Below are 17,277 nucleotides of genomic sequence, written 5' to 3'. Positions count from 1 at the left end.
ATTTATGAAAAGCAAATAATACTATATAATGCGCGTATTAATATAAACATAGGAGGTATAAAAATGAACGAAGTAGATTTTGATGTTGCGATAATTGGGGCTGGACCAGCTGGAATGACTGCTGCAGTTTATGCATCACGTGCAAATCTAAATACAGTGATGATTGAACGTGGTATGCCTGGAGGACAAATGGCAAATACGGAAGAAGTTGAAAATTTTCCAGGGTTTGAAATGATTACAGGTCCAGATTTATCAACAAAAATGTTTGAACATGCGAAAAAATTTGGTGCTTCTTATCAATATGGAGATATCAAATCAATTGAAGATAATGGCGATCACAAAGTGATTAATCTAGGAAATAAAACTATAACAGCTAGAGCAGTGATTATTTCAACAGGTGCAGAATATAAAAAAATTGGTGTCCCTGGTGAACAAGAATTAGGTGGCCGTGGCGTAAGTTATTGTGCAGTATGTGATGGTGCATTCTTTAAAAACAAAAATATATTTGTTATTGGTGGAGGCGATTCAGCGGTAGAAGAGGGCGCATTCCTTACTAAATTCGCTGATAAAGTAACAATTGTTCACCGAAGAGACGAATTAAGAGCCCAAAAAATTCTACAAGATCGTGCATTTAAAAATGAAAAAATTGATTTTATTTGGAGTCACACTTTGAAATCAATTAATGAAAAAGATGGAAAAGTTGGATCTGTAACGTTAGTTTCAACAAAAGATGCGTCTGAACAAACGTTAGATGCAGACGGTGTATTTATTTATATTGGGATGAAACCTTTAACAGCACCATTTAATAACTTAGGTATTACAAATGATATGGGTTATATTATTACAAAAGATGATATGACTACTTCTGTACCAGGGATTTTTGCAGCTGGAGACGTGAGAGATAAAGGATTACGTCAAATCGTAACTGCTACAGGTGATGGTAGTATTGCTGCACAAAGTGCAATTGATTATATCGAAGAATTAAAAGATAAAGAAGAAGCTTAAGGGATTAATTAAAGCTAGAATAATCACTTCTGATAGAAGTATTATTACTAGCTTTTTTCTTAGCAGTAAAGTCGATACAAATTGTTAGCAAGGTAAAAATATATGCTATGATGTTATATAAATACATGTATGCTTAAATGGATGGTGCTTAGAATGGTTAATCAAATAAATGATGAAATGAGCAAAAGTGAACTATTAGTTGTTACAGGATTGTCTGGCGCTGGTAAATCATTAGTTATTCAATGTTTAGAAGATATTGGCTTTTTCTGTGTAGATAATTTACCACCTATATTACTACCTAAACTTGTGGAGTTAATGGAGCAAGGTAACCCTTCACTTCAAAAAGTAGCAATTGCAATTGATTTAAGAGGAAAAGAGTTATTTAAATCACTTATAGATGAAATTGATGTAATTAAAACGAGAAATGATGTTATTGTAGATGTTATGTTTTTAGAAGCTACAACTGAAAAATTAATTTCTAGATATAAAGAATCACGTAGAGCGCACCCTTTAAATCAAAATGGTCAAATGTCTTTAATTGATTCAATTCTAGAAGAACAACAATTACTTTCAAATATTAGATCAATAGCGAATTATATTATTGATACTACAGAGTTAAAGCCTAAAGAATTAAAAGAAAGAATCAAACGTCATTTCGCCGATGAAAAAATGAATTCATTTAGTATTAATGTAACTAGTTTTGGATTTAAACATGGTATTCAGAAAGATGCTGATTTAGTATTCGATGTACGCTTTTTGCCTAATCCATATTATGTTGAAGACTTGAGACCGATGACTGGAGAAGATGAAGCAGTTTATAATTATGTGATGAAATGGAAAGAAACTGAAACTTTCTTTGAAAAACTAATGGATTTACTTATTTTTATGATTCCAGGCTATAAAAAAGAGGGTAAATCACAACTGGTTATAGCAATAGGTTGTACTGGTGGACAACATCGCTCTGTAGCCTTAGCTAAACGTATCGGAGAAGAGTTAAATGATATATTTGATTATAATGTGTATGTTCATCATAGAGATGCACATATTGAAAGTGGCGTGAAGAAATGAAACAGTTGAAAGTAGTACTAATCGGAGGAGGCACAGGACTCTCAGTACTAGCTAGAGGGTTACGAGAATATCCAATAGATATTACTGCTATTGTTACAGTTGCAGATGATGGTGGTAGTACAGGTAAAATTAGAGATGAAATGTCTATTCCTGCTCCAGGAGATATTAGAAATGTCATTGCAGCGCTAAGTGATGCAGAACCAATTCTAGAAGAATTATTTCAGTATCGTTTTGAAGAACATCAAATTGAAGGTCACTCATTAGGTAATTTATTACTTGCAGCACTTACAAATATAAAAAATGACTTTGGTCATGCAGTGAAAGAATTAAGTAAAATTTTAAACATTAAAGGAAAAGTGATTCCATCTACTAATACTAATGTTATGTTAAATGCTGTTTTAGAAGATGGTGAGATTGTTAAAGGTGAATCTAAAATACCTAAAAAAAATAAAAAAATTCGACGTGTCTATTTAGAACCATCTAATGTAGAACCCATGCAGGAAGCCGTTGATGCTTTACAAGAAGCGGATTTAATTGTTCTAGGTCCTGGTTCACTGTATACAAGTGTAATTTCAAATTTGTGTATTGAAGGTATTTCTAAAGCAATCATAAGTTCACAAGCACCGAAATTATACATTTCTAATATTATGACTCAACCAGGAGAAACAAATGATTATGATGTCTACGATCATGTTAAAGCTATTCATCAACATGCTGGTGAACCATTTATTGATTATGTTATTTGTAGTAATGATGCATTTGATGAACAGATTCTTCAACGATATAAAGAACGTAATGCTCATCCTGTAAGTACGAATAAAATAAAATTAACAGAAAATAATATTAAAATGATTACTTCTAAAAATCTTGTAGAAATTTATGACCATGTCTTTGTTCGTCATAATACAAAGGTACTTGCTAAACTTGTATATGATTTAGCACTTGAATTAACAAGTACAATTCAATTTAAACCTAAAAAATAAATTTTAATGAATTTAAAAATAATTTGATATAGAGTGTTATATATTTTGAGATGTTAATTACATATAATAATGATGATGAGAAAAGGAGGGAGCATCAATGAGTTTTGCATCAGATATGAAAAATGAATTGACCCGCATTGAAGTCGATGAAAGTAATGCTAAAGCTGAACTTAGCGCTTTGATTCGGATGAACGGTGCACTCAGTTTATCTAATCAACAATTTGTAATTAATGTTCAAACTGAAAATGCGACTACGGCTCGAAGAATATATTCATTAATTAAGCGTATTTTTAATGTCGAAGTAGAAATTTTAGTACGAAAAAAAATGAAATTAAAAAAGAATAATATCTACATTTGTCGAACTAAAGTACGTGCTAAAGAAATACTTGATGAATTAGGTATTTTAAAAAATGGTATTTTCGTTCATGACATTGATGCGAGTATGATTAAAGATGATGAAATGCGTAGAAGCTATTTAAGAGGGGCATTTTTAGCGGGTGGATCAGTAAATAATCCAGAAACTTCTTCCTACCATTTAGAAATTTTTTCTCAATATGAAGGACATGCTGAGGGATTAACTAAACTAATGAACAGTTATGGACTGAATGCTAAGCATTTAGAACGAAAAAAAGGAAGTATTTCTTATTTGAAAGAAGCGGAGAAAATTTCTGAGTTTTTAAGTTTGATAGGGGGGTACCAAGCACTATTAAAATTTGAAGATGTAAGAATAGTGAGAGATATGAGAAACTCTGTCAATAGATTAGTAAATTGTGAAACAGCTAATTTAAATAAAACTGTGAGTGCAGCTATGAAACAAGTACAAAGCATTCAATTAATTGATGAAGAAATAGGTTTAGATAATTTACCTGATCGTTTAAGAGAGATTGCAAAATTACGAGTAGAACATCAAGAAATTTCTTTGAAAGAATTAGGAGAAATGATATCAAATGGGCCTATTTCTAAATCAGGAGTAAATCATCGCTTACGAAAATTAAATGAACTCGCTGATAAAATTAGAAATGGAGAAAAAGTCGAATTATAAAATAAAATGTGTTTTAAGAAATAGGATGAAACATTAATATAACGTTTCATTCTATTTCTTAATAATAGCCCCCTCGAGAGGAATCGAACCTCTATCTTAAGAACCGGAATCTTACGTGCTATCCATTACACTACGAGGAGTATAATATAAAAACTAATTTCTGTACTAAATATATAATTAACAGTACAATTTGAATATATGAATAGTGTATAAAATTATAAAAAGCAACGTCAAATAAAAGTAAAAGTATTCTTTTTGACCATTTTTGACTTTTGTTGTAAAATAAATATAACAGTTAATTACAAGGAGGAAATATAATGAATTTAATTCCTACAGTTATTGAAACAACAAATCGCGGTGAACGCGCATATGATATTTATTCTCGTCTATTAAAAGACCGCATTATTATGTTAGGCTCAGCAATTGATGATAATGTTGCAAATTCAATTGTATCACAATTATTATTCTTACAAGCTCAAGATTCTGAAAAAGATATTTATTTATACATTAATTCTCCAGGTGGTAGTGTAACAGCAGGATTTGCTATTTACGATACAATTCAACACATTAAACCAGATGTACAAACAATTTGTATTGGTATGGCTGCGTCAATGGGATCATTCTTATTAGCAGCTGGTACAAAAGGTAAACGTTTTGCCTTACCAAACGCTGAAGTTATGATTCATCAACCATTAGGTGGCGCTCAAGGTCAAGCGACAGAAATTGAAATTGCTGCTAACCATATCTTAAAAACACGTGAAAAATTAAATCGTATTTTAGCTGAACGTACAGGTCAAAGTATTGAAAGAATTCAAAAAGATACTGATCGTGATAACTTCTTAACTGCTGATGAAGCAAAAGAATATGGTTTAATTGATCACGTAATGCAACCTGAAGATATGTAAATAGAATTGTTTAATATGTAAAAAAGGAAGAGCATTGATGCTCTTCCTTTTTTATGGTTTTTTAGTTTTTAATAAATATTGTATAGCTACAAACCCTAATAATAATCCTATAATAATAAAGAAAAAAGATAAAAGTACCATAATGATACTCTTTTCGAAAGCAAAGACACCATTTAAAATTAAAAATATACTAGCGATAAGTAGTAAGATATACGTTAACTTGTTGTCATTCATCACTAAATCTCCAATTACTATTCGTTAATTAAGTCTTCAAGTGCAACTTTTAAATTATTATACCTAAAATTAAACCCTAATGCTTCTAATTTATTAGGTAAGACTTTTTGAGTATCGAGAACTACTGTCGACATTTCTCCTAGTACAGCACGCATAATTAATGATGGCACCCACGTTTCATGTGGTTTATGCATCGTACGTCCAAGCGTATAACCAAATAAATTTTGACGTTCAGGAATTGGAGAAGCCATATTAAATGGACCTTTTGCATTTGATTCGTCAATTGTAAATAAAATCGCACGCACTAAGTCATCTATGTGAATCCAAGAATACCATTGATGTCCAGAACCTAATTTACCGCCTACGTAGAATTTATATGGTAGTTTCATCGTTTGAAGTGCGCCACCTTCAGAAGACAAAATCATACTAAATCTTCCTAATACAACACGTGTACCAAAATTTTCGAAACGACGAGCAAATCGTTCCCATTGATAAACGACATCTGACAGGAAATCAAAAGGAAGTGTTTGATATTGTTCTGTATAAGTTCGATATAAACTTGGAGGATAATAACCCATAGCGCTTGCATTAAAAAGCACTTCAGGTTTATGTTGACGTTGCTCAAATAAATGAACTAAAGATTCAGTCGATTGAATACGACTTGTCATAATCATTTGTTTGTAAGAGGGTGTCCAACGTTTATTTAATGTAGCGCCTGCTAAATTAATAACTACATCAATATCTGGCACTTGATTTTCCCATCCTTTTTTAGACCAGTTAACATACGTAATCTTAGGCTCATCACTTTGTTTATCACTACGAGTTAAAATTGTAATATGAGCCTCTCTTTTTTTTATTTCATTTACTAAGTGACTACCTACCATTCCAGTTCCACCAGTAATTAAAAATTGTTTCATTTACTAACACCTCATTTTTTATAAAGAAAATAAATTTTTTTAATGACAATGTAGAGAAAGATGCTCAAAAAGCATTCAAGATTTATTCAATAATATGTCATTAACTTTAGAAAATACGGTCATTAACTTTAGAAAATACGGTCATTAAATTTACCTAAATTTAGCTATAATATAAGTATAGCTTTGCCATAGAGAATAGTAGAATATTTAAAAAGTATGTTTACACCTTTAATATAATAATATACAAAACAAAAGTCATTTTAATTTCTTTCTATTCTCTTTCAAGTTTCTATTATATTACTTTATAAATAAGATTAAGAATAATATGATTATAGGAACTAAAATGCCAATAAATATATCAAATTTTGAATTTTTACTTTCATCAAAATCATCATTACTTAACATCATAGATTTAATTTTATTGCTTGAAGGATTTTTAAATAATGTGTTAAAAGTATCTTTTTTCATTTTGTCACTCCAAAATTTACTTTATATTGATAGTGTAGTTATTTATATATGATGTTATCATATATAATTGAATGAGTATTTCATTTATATATGTACTTAAGTGTTTTTTTATTTTTTTAAAAGGAAATAACGTAAAATAGATTGCTATATTAAAGGATGAATAGATAATTAAGAAGTGAGGGAGTCCATGTCAAAAAAAAATAGAAATCTTAAAGACTATGAAGCACATGAAAAGAAAAAAATGAGTGGTATTTCTAAAATAATTAGTACACTTATTGTGCTTCTATTACTTGGTGGATTAGTGTTTGCAGTTTTTGCTTTTGTAGATAATTCAAACAGAGTCAATGAACGTTTAAATAATCAATCAACGGAAGAACATAAACATAAGAAAGATAAAGATACTGAAAGTGATAAAAAGAACGAAGAAAGTACGCAAGAAAATACAACAAGTGAAAACAATACAAATAATAGTAAGGAAAATAAATTAGATAACGTAAAAAATCCAAATGTCACTGATAACTATTCTAATAAGCAAAGTAATTCAATAAGAGTACAACCTACTAATCAAGGTAAAACAGCACAAACACAACAATCTTCTAAAGAAACACCTACAAAACAACCTAGTACAAATCAAATTCAAAGTACTCAACAAAAAGAAAACTCACAAACTCAAGAAAAAGCAACGCAAGAAGAAACAAATAAATCAACTGAAAGCACTCAGTCAAGTCGATCTTCTCGTTCTAATGCTTCAACTGAAACATCACAACATAATTCAAGTAACAATGACACAACTACTACACAAGAACGAGCTAATACAAATCAATCATCACAAACACAAAAATCAACGACGCAACCATCTACTGCCGAGCCTAAAACACAATCATCTAGTTCAACAAATTCAGAATCAAAAAGTAATACCCAACAATCTCAGAGACCTTCAAACGAAGAATAAAAAAAGACCTAGGTATATACACATTTTACCATGTGTGTATCTCTAGGTTTTTTTAAAATATCCAGTTGAGCAAGAACGTTAAGATAATTGAAAGAACAATCGATATAAAAATGGAAGAGAAACAACCAAAAGGACAACCACAACCATAGTGATATCGTATTGTATTGTGATGTTCAGACATATCTCGATATTCTTGTTCTCTTTTAAAATAGTCATCATCTTTATATCTATTATCAGAAGGATCTAAAACTTCTACATCCTTATTGTCTTTATATTTCAAAGTGATTCCTCCTATCTAGTTAATTTTCAATTATAATTCATCATTTTTGAAAAACCTATAAAGTTAACTCTATTGCATTTACTATACCCTATTTTAAATATTTAACAGATTATTTAAAATAATAAGGGTTTTCGCTTGCTTTTTTATAACGACAATAGTAGTATTGCAATTGTAAAGAGGTTGAATTTTGTCCCACCTGGGACAAAAAAAGTCAAACCCCCTCTAACTCTCGATTACCTTTTGAGAAAAATAGGAGGAAGGTAGTAGTGAAAGATCTGATTAAACTACAACAAAAGTTGGTTCCTGACTTAGTTGATAAAATGTATCGACGTTTCTCTATCTTAACGACAATTTCAAATAATGAACCTGTTGGGCGTAGAAGTTTAAGCGAACATATGGATATTACAGAAAGAGTCTTAAGAACAGAAACAGACATATTAAAAAAGCAAAATCTTATACAAGTAAAATCAACTGGTATGGAAATCACCGAGGAAGGTACAAAAGTACTTAATCAATTAAGTGATTACTTTAAAGTGTATAAAGATGATAATCATTATGCTAAACATATTAAGTCCAACTTTGGAGTTAAAGAAGTATATGTCATACCTGGAAATGCTGACATGCATGAAGAAGTTAAGTCTGAGATGGGTAGACAAGCAGGTCATTTACTAGAAGATATATTGTATGAAGATGCAATTGTGTCAGTGACAGGCGGATCAACAATGGCTAATGTTAGCCGAGCAATGCATTTATTACCATTTAATGTGTTTTTTGTTCCGGCACGTGGTGGTCTTGGTGAAAATATGGTTTATCAAGCAAATACAATTGCAGCAAGTATGGCACAACAAAGTGGTGGGTATTATACCACCCTATATGTACCAGATAATGTAAGCGAATCAACATATAATACATTACTGATGGAACCATCAGTTGTGCACACATTAGAAAAGATTAAACAAGCAAATATAACAATACACGGTATTGGTGATGCGCTGAAGATGGCGCATCGTAGACAATCATCTGATGAGGTGATTGAAAGACTTCAACATCATCAAGCCGTCGGAGAAGCTTTCGGATATTATTTTGACGCTCAAGGTCATGTAGTTCAAAAAGTAAAAACTATTGGATTACAACTTGAAGATTTAGAAAGCAAAGAATTTATATATGCTGTTGCTGGCGGCATGTCTAAGGGAGAAGCTATCAAAGCATATCTCAGTATTGCTCCCAAAAATACAATATTAATTACTGATGAAGCAGCAGCTAAAGTAATACTAAATAAGGAATAAAAAGTTATTTAACTTTTTAAATATCATTTTAAAGGAGGCCATTATAATGGCAGTAAAAGTAGCAATTAATGGTTTTGGTAGAATTGGTCGTTTAGCATTCAGAAGAATTCAAGACGTAGAAGGTATTGAAGTAGTTGCAGTAAACGACTTAACAGACGACGAAATGTTAGCTCATTTATTAAAATATGACACTATGCAAGGTCGCTTTAACGGAGACGTAGAAGTTGTTGAAGGTGGTTTCCGTGTAAATGGTAAAGAAGTTAAATCTTTTGAAGAACCAGATGCAAGTAAATTACCATGGGGCGATTTAGATATCGACGTAGTATTAGAATGTACTGGTTTCTATACAGAAAAAGAAAAAGCTGAAGCACACATTAATGCAGGAGCTAAAAAAGTATTAATTTCTGCTCCAGCTAAAGGTGATGTTAAAACTATCGTATTTAACACAAACCACAAAGATTTAGACGGATCTGAAACAGTAGTATCAGGTGCTTCATGTACTACAAACTCATTAGCACCAGTTGCTAAAGTTTTAAATGACGAATTTGGTATTGTTGAAGGTTTAATGACAACTATTCACGCTTACACTGGCGACCAAATGACTCAAGATGGTCCACACAAAAAAGGTGACAAACGTCGTGCACGTGCAGCAGCACAAAACATCGTACCTAACTCAACAGGTGCAGCTAAAGCTATCGGTAAAGTAATTCCTGAAATCGATGGTAAATTAGATGGTGGAGCACAACGTGTACCAGTAGCTACTGGTTCATTAACTGAAGTAACAGTTGTATTAGAAAAAGAAGTAACAGTTGAAGATGTTAACAAAGCAATGAAAAATGCTGCTGACGAATCATTCGGTTACACTGAAGATGAAATCGTATCATCAGATATTGTTGGTATGAACTTTGGTTCATTATTCGATGCAACTCAAACTCGTGTCATCTCAGTTGGCGACAAACAATTAGTTAAAGTAGCTGCTTGGTATGACAACGAAATGTCTTATACTTCTCAATTAGTACGTACTTTAGAATATTTAGCTGAATTAACTAAATAATTTCGTAGCCTAGTTTAATAAAAACTTGTGCTCAGTACACTTATATAAAATGTTGAATTAAGTTAGCTTATGAGTAAGCGGGGAGCACTAACGCTTCTCCGCTTATTTTTATATTAATAATTCCTATTTAAAGGAGGAAATTATAATGGCAAAAAAAATTGTTTCTGATTTAGACTTAAAAGGGAAAGTTGTACTTGAACGTGCTGATTTTAATGTACCTTTAAAAAACGGTGAAATTACAAATGATAACCGTATTGTTCAAGCTTTACCAACAATTAAATATATTTTAGAACAAGGCGGTAAATTAGTATTATTCTCTCATTTAGGTAAAGTTAAAGAAGAAAGTGATAAAAAAGAGTTAACTTTAAAACCAGTAGCGGATTCATTAACTGAAAAATTAGGCAAAGAAGTTGTGTTTATTCCAGAAACACGCGGTGAAAAATTAGAATCTGCAATTAAAAATTTAAATGAAGGCGATGTATTATTAGTTGAAAATACTCGTTTTGAAGATTTAGATGGTAAAAAAGAATCTAAAAATGATCCTGAATTAGGTAAGTATTGGGCATCATTAGGTGATGTGTTTGTAAATGATGCATTTGGTACTGCACACCGTGAACATGCTTCAAATGTTGGTATTTCTACTCATCTAGAAACAGCTGCAGGCTACCTAATGGAAAAAGAAATTAAATTTATCGGTGGTGTGGTAAATGATCCACATAAACCAGTTGTGGCTATTTTAGGTGGTGCTAAAGTATCTGACAAAATTGGTGTTATTAAAAATTTAGTGAATATCGCTGATAAAATCATTATTGGTGGCGGTATGGCATATACATTTTTAAAAGCACAAGGTAAAGAAATTGGTCTATCTTTATTAGAAGAAGATAAAATTGACTTTGCTAAAGAACTTTTAGAAAAAAATGGCGATCAAATTGTATTACCTGTTGATTGCAAAGTAGCTAAAGAATTTTCAAATGATGCTAAAATCACTGAAGTGTCTATTGATGAAATTCCAAGTGATCAAGAAGCAATGGATATTGGACCAAAAACAATCGAGTTATTTACTAAAGAATTACAAGGTGCTCACACAGTAGTATGGAACGGACCTATGGGTGTATTTGAATTTAGTAATTTTGCTAAAGGTACAATTGGTGTATGTAAAGCAATTGCTAACTTAGAAGATGCAATCACAATTATCGGCGGCGGTGATTCAGCAGCGGCTGCAATTTCACTAGGATTTGAAGATGATTTCACTCATATTTCAACTGGTGGCGGTGCTTCATTAGAATATCTTGAAGGTAAAGAATTACCTGGTATCAAAGCAATTAACGATAAATAATATTTATTTGAATAATAAAAATGTTTCTTTTATGATTTTCATGGGAAAACAATAAAAGAACGTAAATATTTATAAGTAAGTTTAAATTTATTAATAATAGGAGTGTCAATAATGAGAAAACCAATCATAGCTGGTAACTGGAAAATGAATAAAACAGTTCAAGAAGCTAAAGACTTTGTAAACAATTTACCTACATTACCTGATGAAAAAGAAGTTGAATCAGTAATTTGTGCGCCAACAATTCAATTAGATGCATTAATCTCTCTAGTGAATGATGGCAAAGCAAAAGGATTAAAAATTGGTGCTCAAAACACTTATTTTGAAGATAATGGTGCATATACAGGAGAAACTTCTCCAGTGGCATTAGCTGATTTAGGTGTTAAATATGTCGTTATTGGACATTCAGAACGTCGTGAATTATTCCATGAAACAGATGAAGATGTAAATAAAAAAGCACATGCAGTATTTAATCATGGAATGACACCAATTATTTGTGTTGGTGAAACAGATGAAGAAAGAGAAAATGGCAAAGCTAACGAAGTAGTAAGCAACCAAGTAAAAGAAGCAGTAAAAGGCTTGTCAGAAGATCAACTTAAAGAAGTTGTTATTGCTTATGAACCAATTTGGGCAATCGGTACTGGTAAATCAGCTACTTCAGAAGATGCAAATGAAATGTGTGCACAAGTACGTAAAACAGTAGCAGACGTGTCTAGTCAAGATGTAGCTGATGCGACTCGTATTCAATATGGTGGTAGTGTGAAACCAAATAATGTTAAAGAATATATGACTCAATCAGATATCGATGGTGCATTAGTTGGTGGCGCATCACTTAAAGTAGATGATTTTGTACAATTGTTAGAAGGTGCTAAATAATTATGGCTAAACAACCAACAGCATTAATTATTTTAGACGGTTTTGCTAACCGTGAAAGTGAACATGGTAATGCAGTAAAACAAGCGCATAAACCAAATTTTGATCGTTATTACAACAAATATCCTACGACTCAAATTGAAGCAAGTGGTTTAGATGTTGGTCTTCCCGAAGGTCAAATGGGTAACTCTGAAGTAGGTCATATGAATATAGGTGCAGGTCGTATTGTCTATCAAAGTTTAACTCGTATTAATAAATCCATTGAAGATGGTGATTTCTACGAAAATGAAGTGTTAGGTAAAGCAGCTCAACACGTTAAAGATCACGATTCAGCATTACATGTATTTGGTTTACTTTCAGATGGCGGTGTTCACAGTCATTACAAACATTTATTTGCATTATTAGAACTTGCTAAACAAAAAGGTTTAGATAAAGTGTATGTACATGCATTTTTAGATGGTCGTGATGTAGATCAAAAATCAGCAATTAAATATATTGAAGAAACAGAAGCTAAATTCAAAGAACTTGGTGTAGGTCAATTCGCATCAATTTCAGGTCGTTATTACGCAATGGACCGTGATAAACGTTGGGATCGTGAAGAAAAAGCTTATAATGCTATTCGCAATTTCGAAGGTTCTTCTTATGCGAACGCTAAAGAAGGTGTAGAAGCGAATTATGCAAATGATGTTACAGATGAATTTGTTGAACCTTTCATAGTTGAAGGACAAAATGAAGGTGTTCAAGATGGTGATGCTGTTATCTTCTTCAATTTCCGTCCTGATAGAGCAGCACAATTATCTGAAATATTTACAAATAAAGCATTTGACGGCTTTAAAGTTGAGCGTGTAAATGATTTATTCTATGCAACGTTTACTAAATACAATGATAATGTTGATGCAGAAGTCGTATTTGAAAAAGTTGATTTAACGAATACAATTGGTGAAGTTGCTCAAAATAATAATTTAAAACAATTACGTATTGCAGAAACTGAAAAATACCCACATGTTACTTATTTCATGAGTGGGGGACGTAATGAAGAATTTGAAGGTGAACGTCGTCGCTTAATCGATTCACCTAAAGTTGCTACGTATGATTTAAAACCTGAAATGAGTGCATACGAAGTTAAAGATACATTGTTAGAAGAGTTAGACAAAGGTGATTTAGATTTAATTATTTTAAACTTTGCTAACCCTGACATGGTAGGTCATAGTGGTATGCTTGAACCAACTATCAAAGCAATTGAAGCAGTAGATGAATGTTTAGGTGAAGTGGTTGATAAAATTTTAGATATGAATGGCTATGCAATTATTACAGCTGACCATGGTAACTCAGATCAAGTTTTAACTGATGATGATCAACCTATGACTACTCATACTACAAACCCAGTTCCGGTAATTGTTACTAAAGAAGATGTAACATTACGTGAAACTGGTCGTTTAGGTGACTTAGCACCTACATTACTAGACTTATTAAATGTTGAACAACCGTCAGACATGACAGGTGAATCTTTAATTAAGCATTAGTAAAACTGTAAATGATAAGATGATTTAATATTATTCTTTAATATTAAGTCATCTTAGTATAAATATTTTATTAAATAACAAAAAATAGTTATAATAATTAAGGAATCTAAATTTAAAGGAGATTATTTATTATGCCAATTATTACAGATGTTTATGCTCGCGAAGTATTAGACTCACGTGGTAACCCAACAGTTGAAGTTGAAGTATTAACTGAAAGTGGTGCTTTTGGTCGTGCTTTAGTACCTTCAGGTGCTTCTACTGGTGAACACGAAGCAGTTGAATTACGTGATGGAGATAAATCACGTTATAGCGGTAAAGGCGTTACAAAAGCTGTTGAAAATGTAAACGAAATTATCGCTCCAGAAATCGTTGAAGGTGAATTTTCAGTTTTAGATCAAGTATCAATTGATAAAATGATGATTCAATTAGACGGAACACCTAACAAAGGTAAATTAGGTGCAAACGCTATTTTAGGTGTATCTATTGCCGTTGCACGCGCAGCAGCTGACTTATTAGGTCAACCATTATACAAATATTTCGGTGGATTTAACGGTAAACAATTACCAGTCCCAATGATGAATATTGTTAACGGTGGTTCTCACTCAGATGCACCAATTGCATTCCAAGAATTCATGATTTTACCAACTGGTGCTGAATCATTTAAAGAAGCATTACGTTGGGGTGCTGAAATTTTCCATAACTTAAAATCAATTTTAAGTGAACGTGGATTAGAAACTGCTGTAGGTGACGAAGGTGGTTTCGCTCCAAGATTTGACGGTACTGAAGATGCAGTTGAAACAATCATTAAAGCGATTGAAAAAGCTGGTTACAAACCAGGTGAAGATGTATTCTTAGGATTTGACTGTGCTTCATCTGAATTCTATGAAAATGATGTATATGACTACACTAAATTCGAAGGTGAACATGGTGCGAAACGTAGCGCAGCTGAACAAGTTGACTACTTAGAAGAATTAATTAGTAAATATCCAATCATTACAATTGAAGATGGTATGGATGAAAATGACTGGGACGGTTGGAAACAATTAACTGATCGTATCGGGGATAAAGTTCAATTAGTAGGTGACGATTTATTCGTAACTAATACTGAAATTCTTTCTAGAGGTATTGAACAAGGTATTGGTAACTCAATCTTAATCAAAGTAAACCAAATTGGTACATTAACTGAAACATTTGATGCTATTGAAATGGCTCAAAAAGCTGGTTACACTGCAGTAGTATCTCACCGTTCTGGTGAAACTGAAGATACAACAATTGCTGATATCGCAGTAGCAACAAATGCTGGTCAAATTAAAACTGGTTCATTATCAAGAACAGATCGTATTGCGAAATATAATCAATTACTACGTATTGAAGATGAATTATTTGAAACAGCAAAATTTGACGGAATTAAATCTTTCTACAATTTAGATAAATAATTTTAGCAACATACTAAAATTAATAGAGTTCACGCGTTTGCCTGTCATAGAGTTGAGACTATGACAGGCTTTTTTTAATATAAAATTTTAAATAATAGTATAGAAGTGTAAGATTTAACTTCATTGATGAAACTGATATAATAATCCTGTAATTGAAAGAAGGAGAATTGAAGATGGATCAACAACTTAATCAGTCAAATAAAAGAGAACGTATTACTGGTCAATTGATTGGATATAGTTCGCTTGTATTTTGTATATTATTAATTATCCATAATTTTATTGCTTTAGATGCTCGCACTGCTAAGACACTGTTAACACTAGCACATCAAAAAGCGTCAAGCAGTGCAGTAGATAATATTTTAAATAGTTTTAGATATACAGGTATTATGTATATTCTTGCATATTTAGCTGGAGTGATTGCTTTATGGAATCGACATAAATATCTTTGGTGGTTTATGTTTGCCGTATATGTATCAAATGTATTATTTACACTTGTCAACTTAACAATGGTGTTAAATGCTATTATTGAAACAAAATCGGTTTTATTTATTTTACCTATTTTAATCGTCGTGATTGGTTCAGCAATATTAGCCATATATATGTTAATTATTTCAATTGTACGTAAAAGTACATTTAATCGATAGTATTTGATAACTATATTAAGAATATGTTATAATTCGGAACGTATATAATGAACGGAGGACATTTTTCATGCATACATTATTTATGGTCTTATTAATTATTGATTGTATTGCATTAATTACTGTTGTATTACTCCAAGAAAGTAAAAGTAATGGACTTTCGGGTGCGATTAGCGGGGGCGCTGAACAGTTATTTGGTAAGCAAAAACAACGTGGCGTCGATTTATTCTTGCATAGATTAACAATTGTGTTAGCCATCATTTTCTTTTTAATAATGATTGGGATAAGTTATTTTGGTTTATAAGGTCCGACGATATCAATGTCGGGCTTTTTTATTTATAATAGAATTAACACATTTTATAAAGAAGTCATTATTTTAATATAATCATCAATGCATATTTTTAAGCTATTCAGGGAATAAAATAGATTGATTATATAATGAATACAACCTATTAGTACAAATTAAAAAAATAATCATATTATAATTTTTGTTAGAGAGGGATAAAAAATGCAAATTAAGTTACCTCAACCTTTCTTTTTCCAAGAAGGTAAAAGAGCAGTCTTACTCTTACATGGATTCACAGGTAATTCCTCAGATGTAAGACAACTTGGTAGATTTTTACAAAAAAAAGGTTATACTTCTTATGCGCCACAGTATGAAGGTCATGCTGCACCGCCAGAAGAAATATTAAAGTCTAGTCCATATGTATGGTTTAAAGATGTACTTGATGGCTATGATTATCTTGTAGAACAAGGTTATGAAGACATAGCGGTAGCTGGATTGTCGTTAGGCGGCGTATTTGCATTGAAGTTAAGTTTAAACCGTCCTGTAAAAGGTATCATAACAATGTGTGCACCTGTCGAAGTAAAAACAGAAGGTACAATCTATGAAGGTTTTTTAGAATATGCACGTAATTTTAAAAAATACGAAGGTAAAGATCAAGCAACGATTGATAAAGAAATGGAAGATTTTCATCCTACTGAAACACTCAAAGAACTTAGTGATACTTTAAGTCGTGTGCGTAATGATGTAGATGAAGTCTTAGATCCCATTTTAGTAGTTCAAGCTGAAAAAGATGAAATGATTGATCCTCAGTCAGCAAATTATATATACGAAAATGTAGATTCAGATGAAAAACAAATTAAATGGTATGCAAATTCAGGACATGTCATTACAATTGATAAAGAAAAAGAGCAAGTGTTTGAAGATGTATATGCGTTTTTAGAAGGATTAGACTGGTCTGAATAAATCACAAAATAATTGATTGAAGAAAGGA

The 17,277-nt window shown here is 31.7% G+C and carries 19 protein-coding genes and 1 tRNA gene; 15 read left to right on the top strand and 5 right to left on the bottom strand.

Annotation, left to right across the window (positions count from 1 at the left end; translation table 11 throughout):
* The first annotated feature begins 63 nt into the window (after nt 1-63).
* From trxB to whiA, 4 genes are all read left to right on the top strand, one after another.
* Nucleotides 64-1,005: a thioredoxin-disulfide reductase gene (gene trxB, locus NSU06_RS09220; protein WP_017175915.1), complete on the top strand. Its 942-nt coding sequence runs from the start codon at nt 64-66 to the stop codon at nt 1,003-1,005.
* A 153-nt stretch (nt 1,006-1,158) separates the two neighbouring features.
* Complete coding sequence (rapZ, locus tag NSU06_RS09215) at nt 1,159-2,073, top strand: RNase adapter RapZ (protein ID WP_017175914.1); 915 nt, start codon at nt 1,159-1,161, stop codon at nt 2,071-2,073.
* Nucleotides 2,070-3,056: a gluconeogenesis factor YvcK family protein gene (locus tag NSU06_RS09210; protein ID WP_019834951.1), complete on the top strand. Its 987-nt coding sequence runs from the start codon at nt 2,070-2,072 to the stop codon at nt 3,054-3,056. The genes rapZ and NSU06_RS09210 overlap by 4 nt, the downstream gene beginning before the upstream one ends.
* Nucleotides 3,057-3,153: 97 nt before the next feature.
* Nucleotides 3,154-4,098, top strand: coding sequence for a DNA-binding protein WhiA (gene whiA, locus NSU06_RS09205; RefSeq protein WP_019834952.1), 945 nt, complete (start codon nt 3,154-3,156; stop codon nt 4,096-4,098).
* Between the two features lie 68 nt (nt 4,099-4,166).
* Here whiA and NSU06_RS09200 read toward each other — a convergent pair.
* Nucleotides 4,167-4,238 (bottom strand) — tRNA-Arg (locus NSU06_RS09200).
* A 177-nt stretch (nt 4,239-4,415) separates the two neighbouring features.
* Here NSU06_RS09200 and clpP point away from each other — a divergent pair.
* Nucleotides 4,416-5,003: an ATP-dependent Clp endopeptidase proteolytic subunit ClpP gene (gene clpP / locus NSU06_RS09195; protein WP_017175911.1), complete on the top strand. Its 588-nt coding sequence runs from the start codon at nt 4,416-4,418 to the stop codon at nt 5,001-5,003.
* 51 nt (nt 5,004-5,054) lie between these two features.
* Here clpP and NSU06_RS09190 read toward each other — a convergent pair whose 3' ends face one another.
* The 3 genes from NSU06_RS09190 to NSU06_RS09180 all read right to left on the bottom strand — a co-directional run bounded on the left by NSU06_RS09190 (nt 5,055) and on the right by NSU06_RS09180 (nt 6,622).
* Nucleotides 5,055-5,237: a hypothetical protein gene (locus NSU06_RS09190; protein WP_048683232.1), complete on the bottom strand. Its 183-nt coding sequence runs from the start codon at nt 5,235-5,237 to the stop codon at nt 5,055-5,057.
* 17 nt (nt 5,238-5,254) lie between these two features.
* Complete coding sequence (locus tag NSU06_RS09185; RefSeq protein WP_054105331.1) at nt 5,255-6,154, bottom strand: TIGR01777 family oxidoreductase; 900 nt, start codon at nt 6,152-6,154, stop codon at nt 5,255-5,257.
* A gap of 297 nt (nt 6,155-6,451) precedes the next feature.
* A complete protein-coding gene (locus NSU06_RS09180) occupies nt 6,452-6,622 on the bottom strand; it encodes a hypothetical protein (RefSeq protein WP_167805761.1) in 171 nt (56 codons plus the stop codon).
* Nucleotides 6,623-6,809: 187 nt separating this feature from the next.
* On the opposite strand from NSU06_RS09180, the gene NSU06_RS09175 reads away from it, so the two are divergent.
* Complete coding sequence (locus NSU06_RS09175) at nt 6,810-7,574, top strand: DUF4887 domain-containing protein (RefSeq protein ID WP_150885485.1); 765 nt, start codon at nt 6,810-6,812, stop codon at nt 7,572-7,574.
* Between the two features lie 52 nt (nt 7,575-7,626).
* Here NSU06_RS09175 and NSU06_RS09170 read toward each other — a convergent pair whose 3' ends face one another.
* Complete coding sequence (locus NSU06_RS09170; protein WP_049382072.1) at nt 7,627-7,854, bottom strand: hypothetical protein; 228 nt, start codon at nt 7,852-7,854, stop codon at nt 7,627-7,629.
* A 266-nt stretch (nt 7,855-8,120) separates the two neighbouring features.
* Between NSU06_RS09170 and NSU06_RS09165 the strand changes: the two genes are divergently transcribed.
* The 9 genes from NSU06_RS09165 to NSU06_RS09125 all read left to right on the top strand — a co-directional run bounded on the left by NSU06_RS09165 (nt 8,121) and on the right by NSU06_RS09125 (nt 17,249).
* Complete coding sequence (locus tag NSU06_RS09165) at nt 8,121-9,140, top strand: sugar-binding transcriptional regulator (protein ID WP_048683224.1); 1,020 nt, start codon at nt 8,121-8,123, stop codon at nt 9,138-9,140.
* Between the two features lie 46 nt (nt 9,141-9,186).
* The gene (gene gap, locus NSU06_RS09160; RefSeq protein WP_017175906.1) at nt 9,187-10,194 is read left to right on the top strand and encodes a type I glyceraldehyde-3-phosphate dehydrogenase; all 1,008 of its coding nucleotides are present in this window, start codon (nt 9,187-9,189) and stop codon (nt 10,192-10,194) included.
* Between the two features lie 145 nt (nt 10,195-10,339).
* The gene (locus NSU06_RS09155; protein WP_017175905.1) at nt 10,340-11,530 is read left to right on the top strand and encodes a phosphoglycerate kinase; all 1,191 of its coding nucleotides are present in this window, start codon (nt 10,340-10,342) and stop codon (nt 11,528-11,530) included.
* Between the two features lie 111 nt (nt 11,531-11,641).
* Nucleotides 11,642-12,403, top strand: coding sequence for a triose-phosphate isomerase (gene tpiA, locus NSU06_RS09150; RefSeq protein ID WP_049415379.1), 762 nt, complete (start codon nt 11,642-11,644; stop codon nt 12,401-12,403).
* 2 nt (nt 12,404-12,405) lie between these two features.
* Nucleotides 12,406-13,923 (top strand): 2,3-bisphosphoglycerate-independent phosphoglycerate mutase, encoded by a 1,518-nt coding sequence (gpmI, locus tag NSU06_RS09145; RefSeq protein ID WP_049415377.1) that lies wholly within the window; start codon nt 12,406-12,408, stop codon nt 13,921-13,923.
* Nucleotides 13,924-14,054: 131 nt separating this feature from the next.
* Nucleotides 14,055-15,359, top strand: coding sequence for a surface-displayed alpha-enolase (gene eno / locus NSU06_RS09140; RefSeq protein WP_017175902.1), 1,305 nt, complete (start codon nt 14,055-14,057; stop codon nt 15,357-15,359).
* Nucleotides 15,360-15,532: 173 nt separating this feature from the next.
* A complete protein-coding gene (locus NSU06_RS09135) occupies nt 15,533-16,003 on the top strand; it encodes a hypothetical protein (protein ID WP_017175901.1) in 471 nt (156 codons plus the stop codon).
* 67 nt (nt 16,004-16,070) lie between these two features.
* Nucleotides 16,071-16,304, top strand: coding sequence for a preprotein translocase subunit SecG (secG, locus tag NSU06_RS09130; RefSeq protein ID WP_002448159.1), 234 nt, complete (start codon nt 16,071-16,073; stop codon nt 16,302-16,304).
* A 204-nt stretch (nt 16,305-16,508) separates the two neighbouring features.
* On the top strand, nt 16,509-17,249 hold the full coding sequence (locus NSU06_RS09125) for an alpha/beta hydrolase (RefSeq protein ID WP_049415376.1): 741 nt from the start codon (nt 16,509-16,511) through the stop codon (nt 17,247-17,249).
* Nucleotides 17,250-17,277 lie beyond the last annotated feature (28 nt).

The sequence above is a fragment of the Staphylococcus sp. FSL W8-1270 genome (assembly GCF_038007165.1).
In the GTDB taxonomy this organism is placed as follows: Bacteria; Bacillota; Bacilli; order Staphylococcales; family Staphylococcaceae; genus Staphylococcus; species Staphylococcus hominis.
The sequence above is the reverse complement of the archived record's forward strand: the minus strand, read 5'-3'. Positions and strand labels throughout refer to the sequence as shown.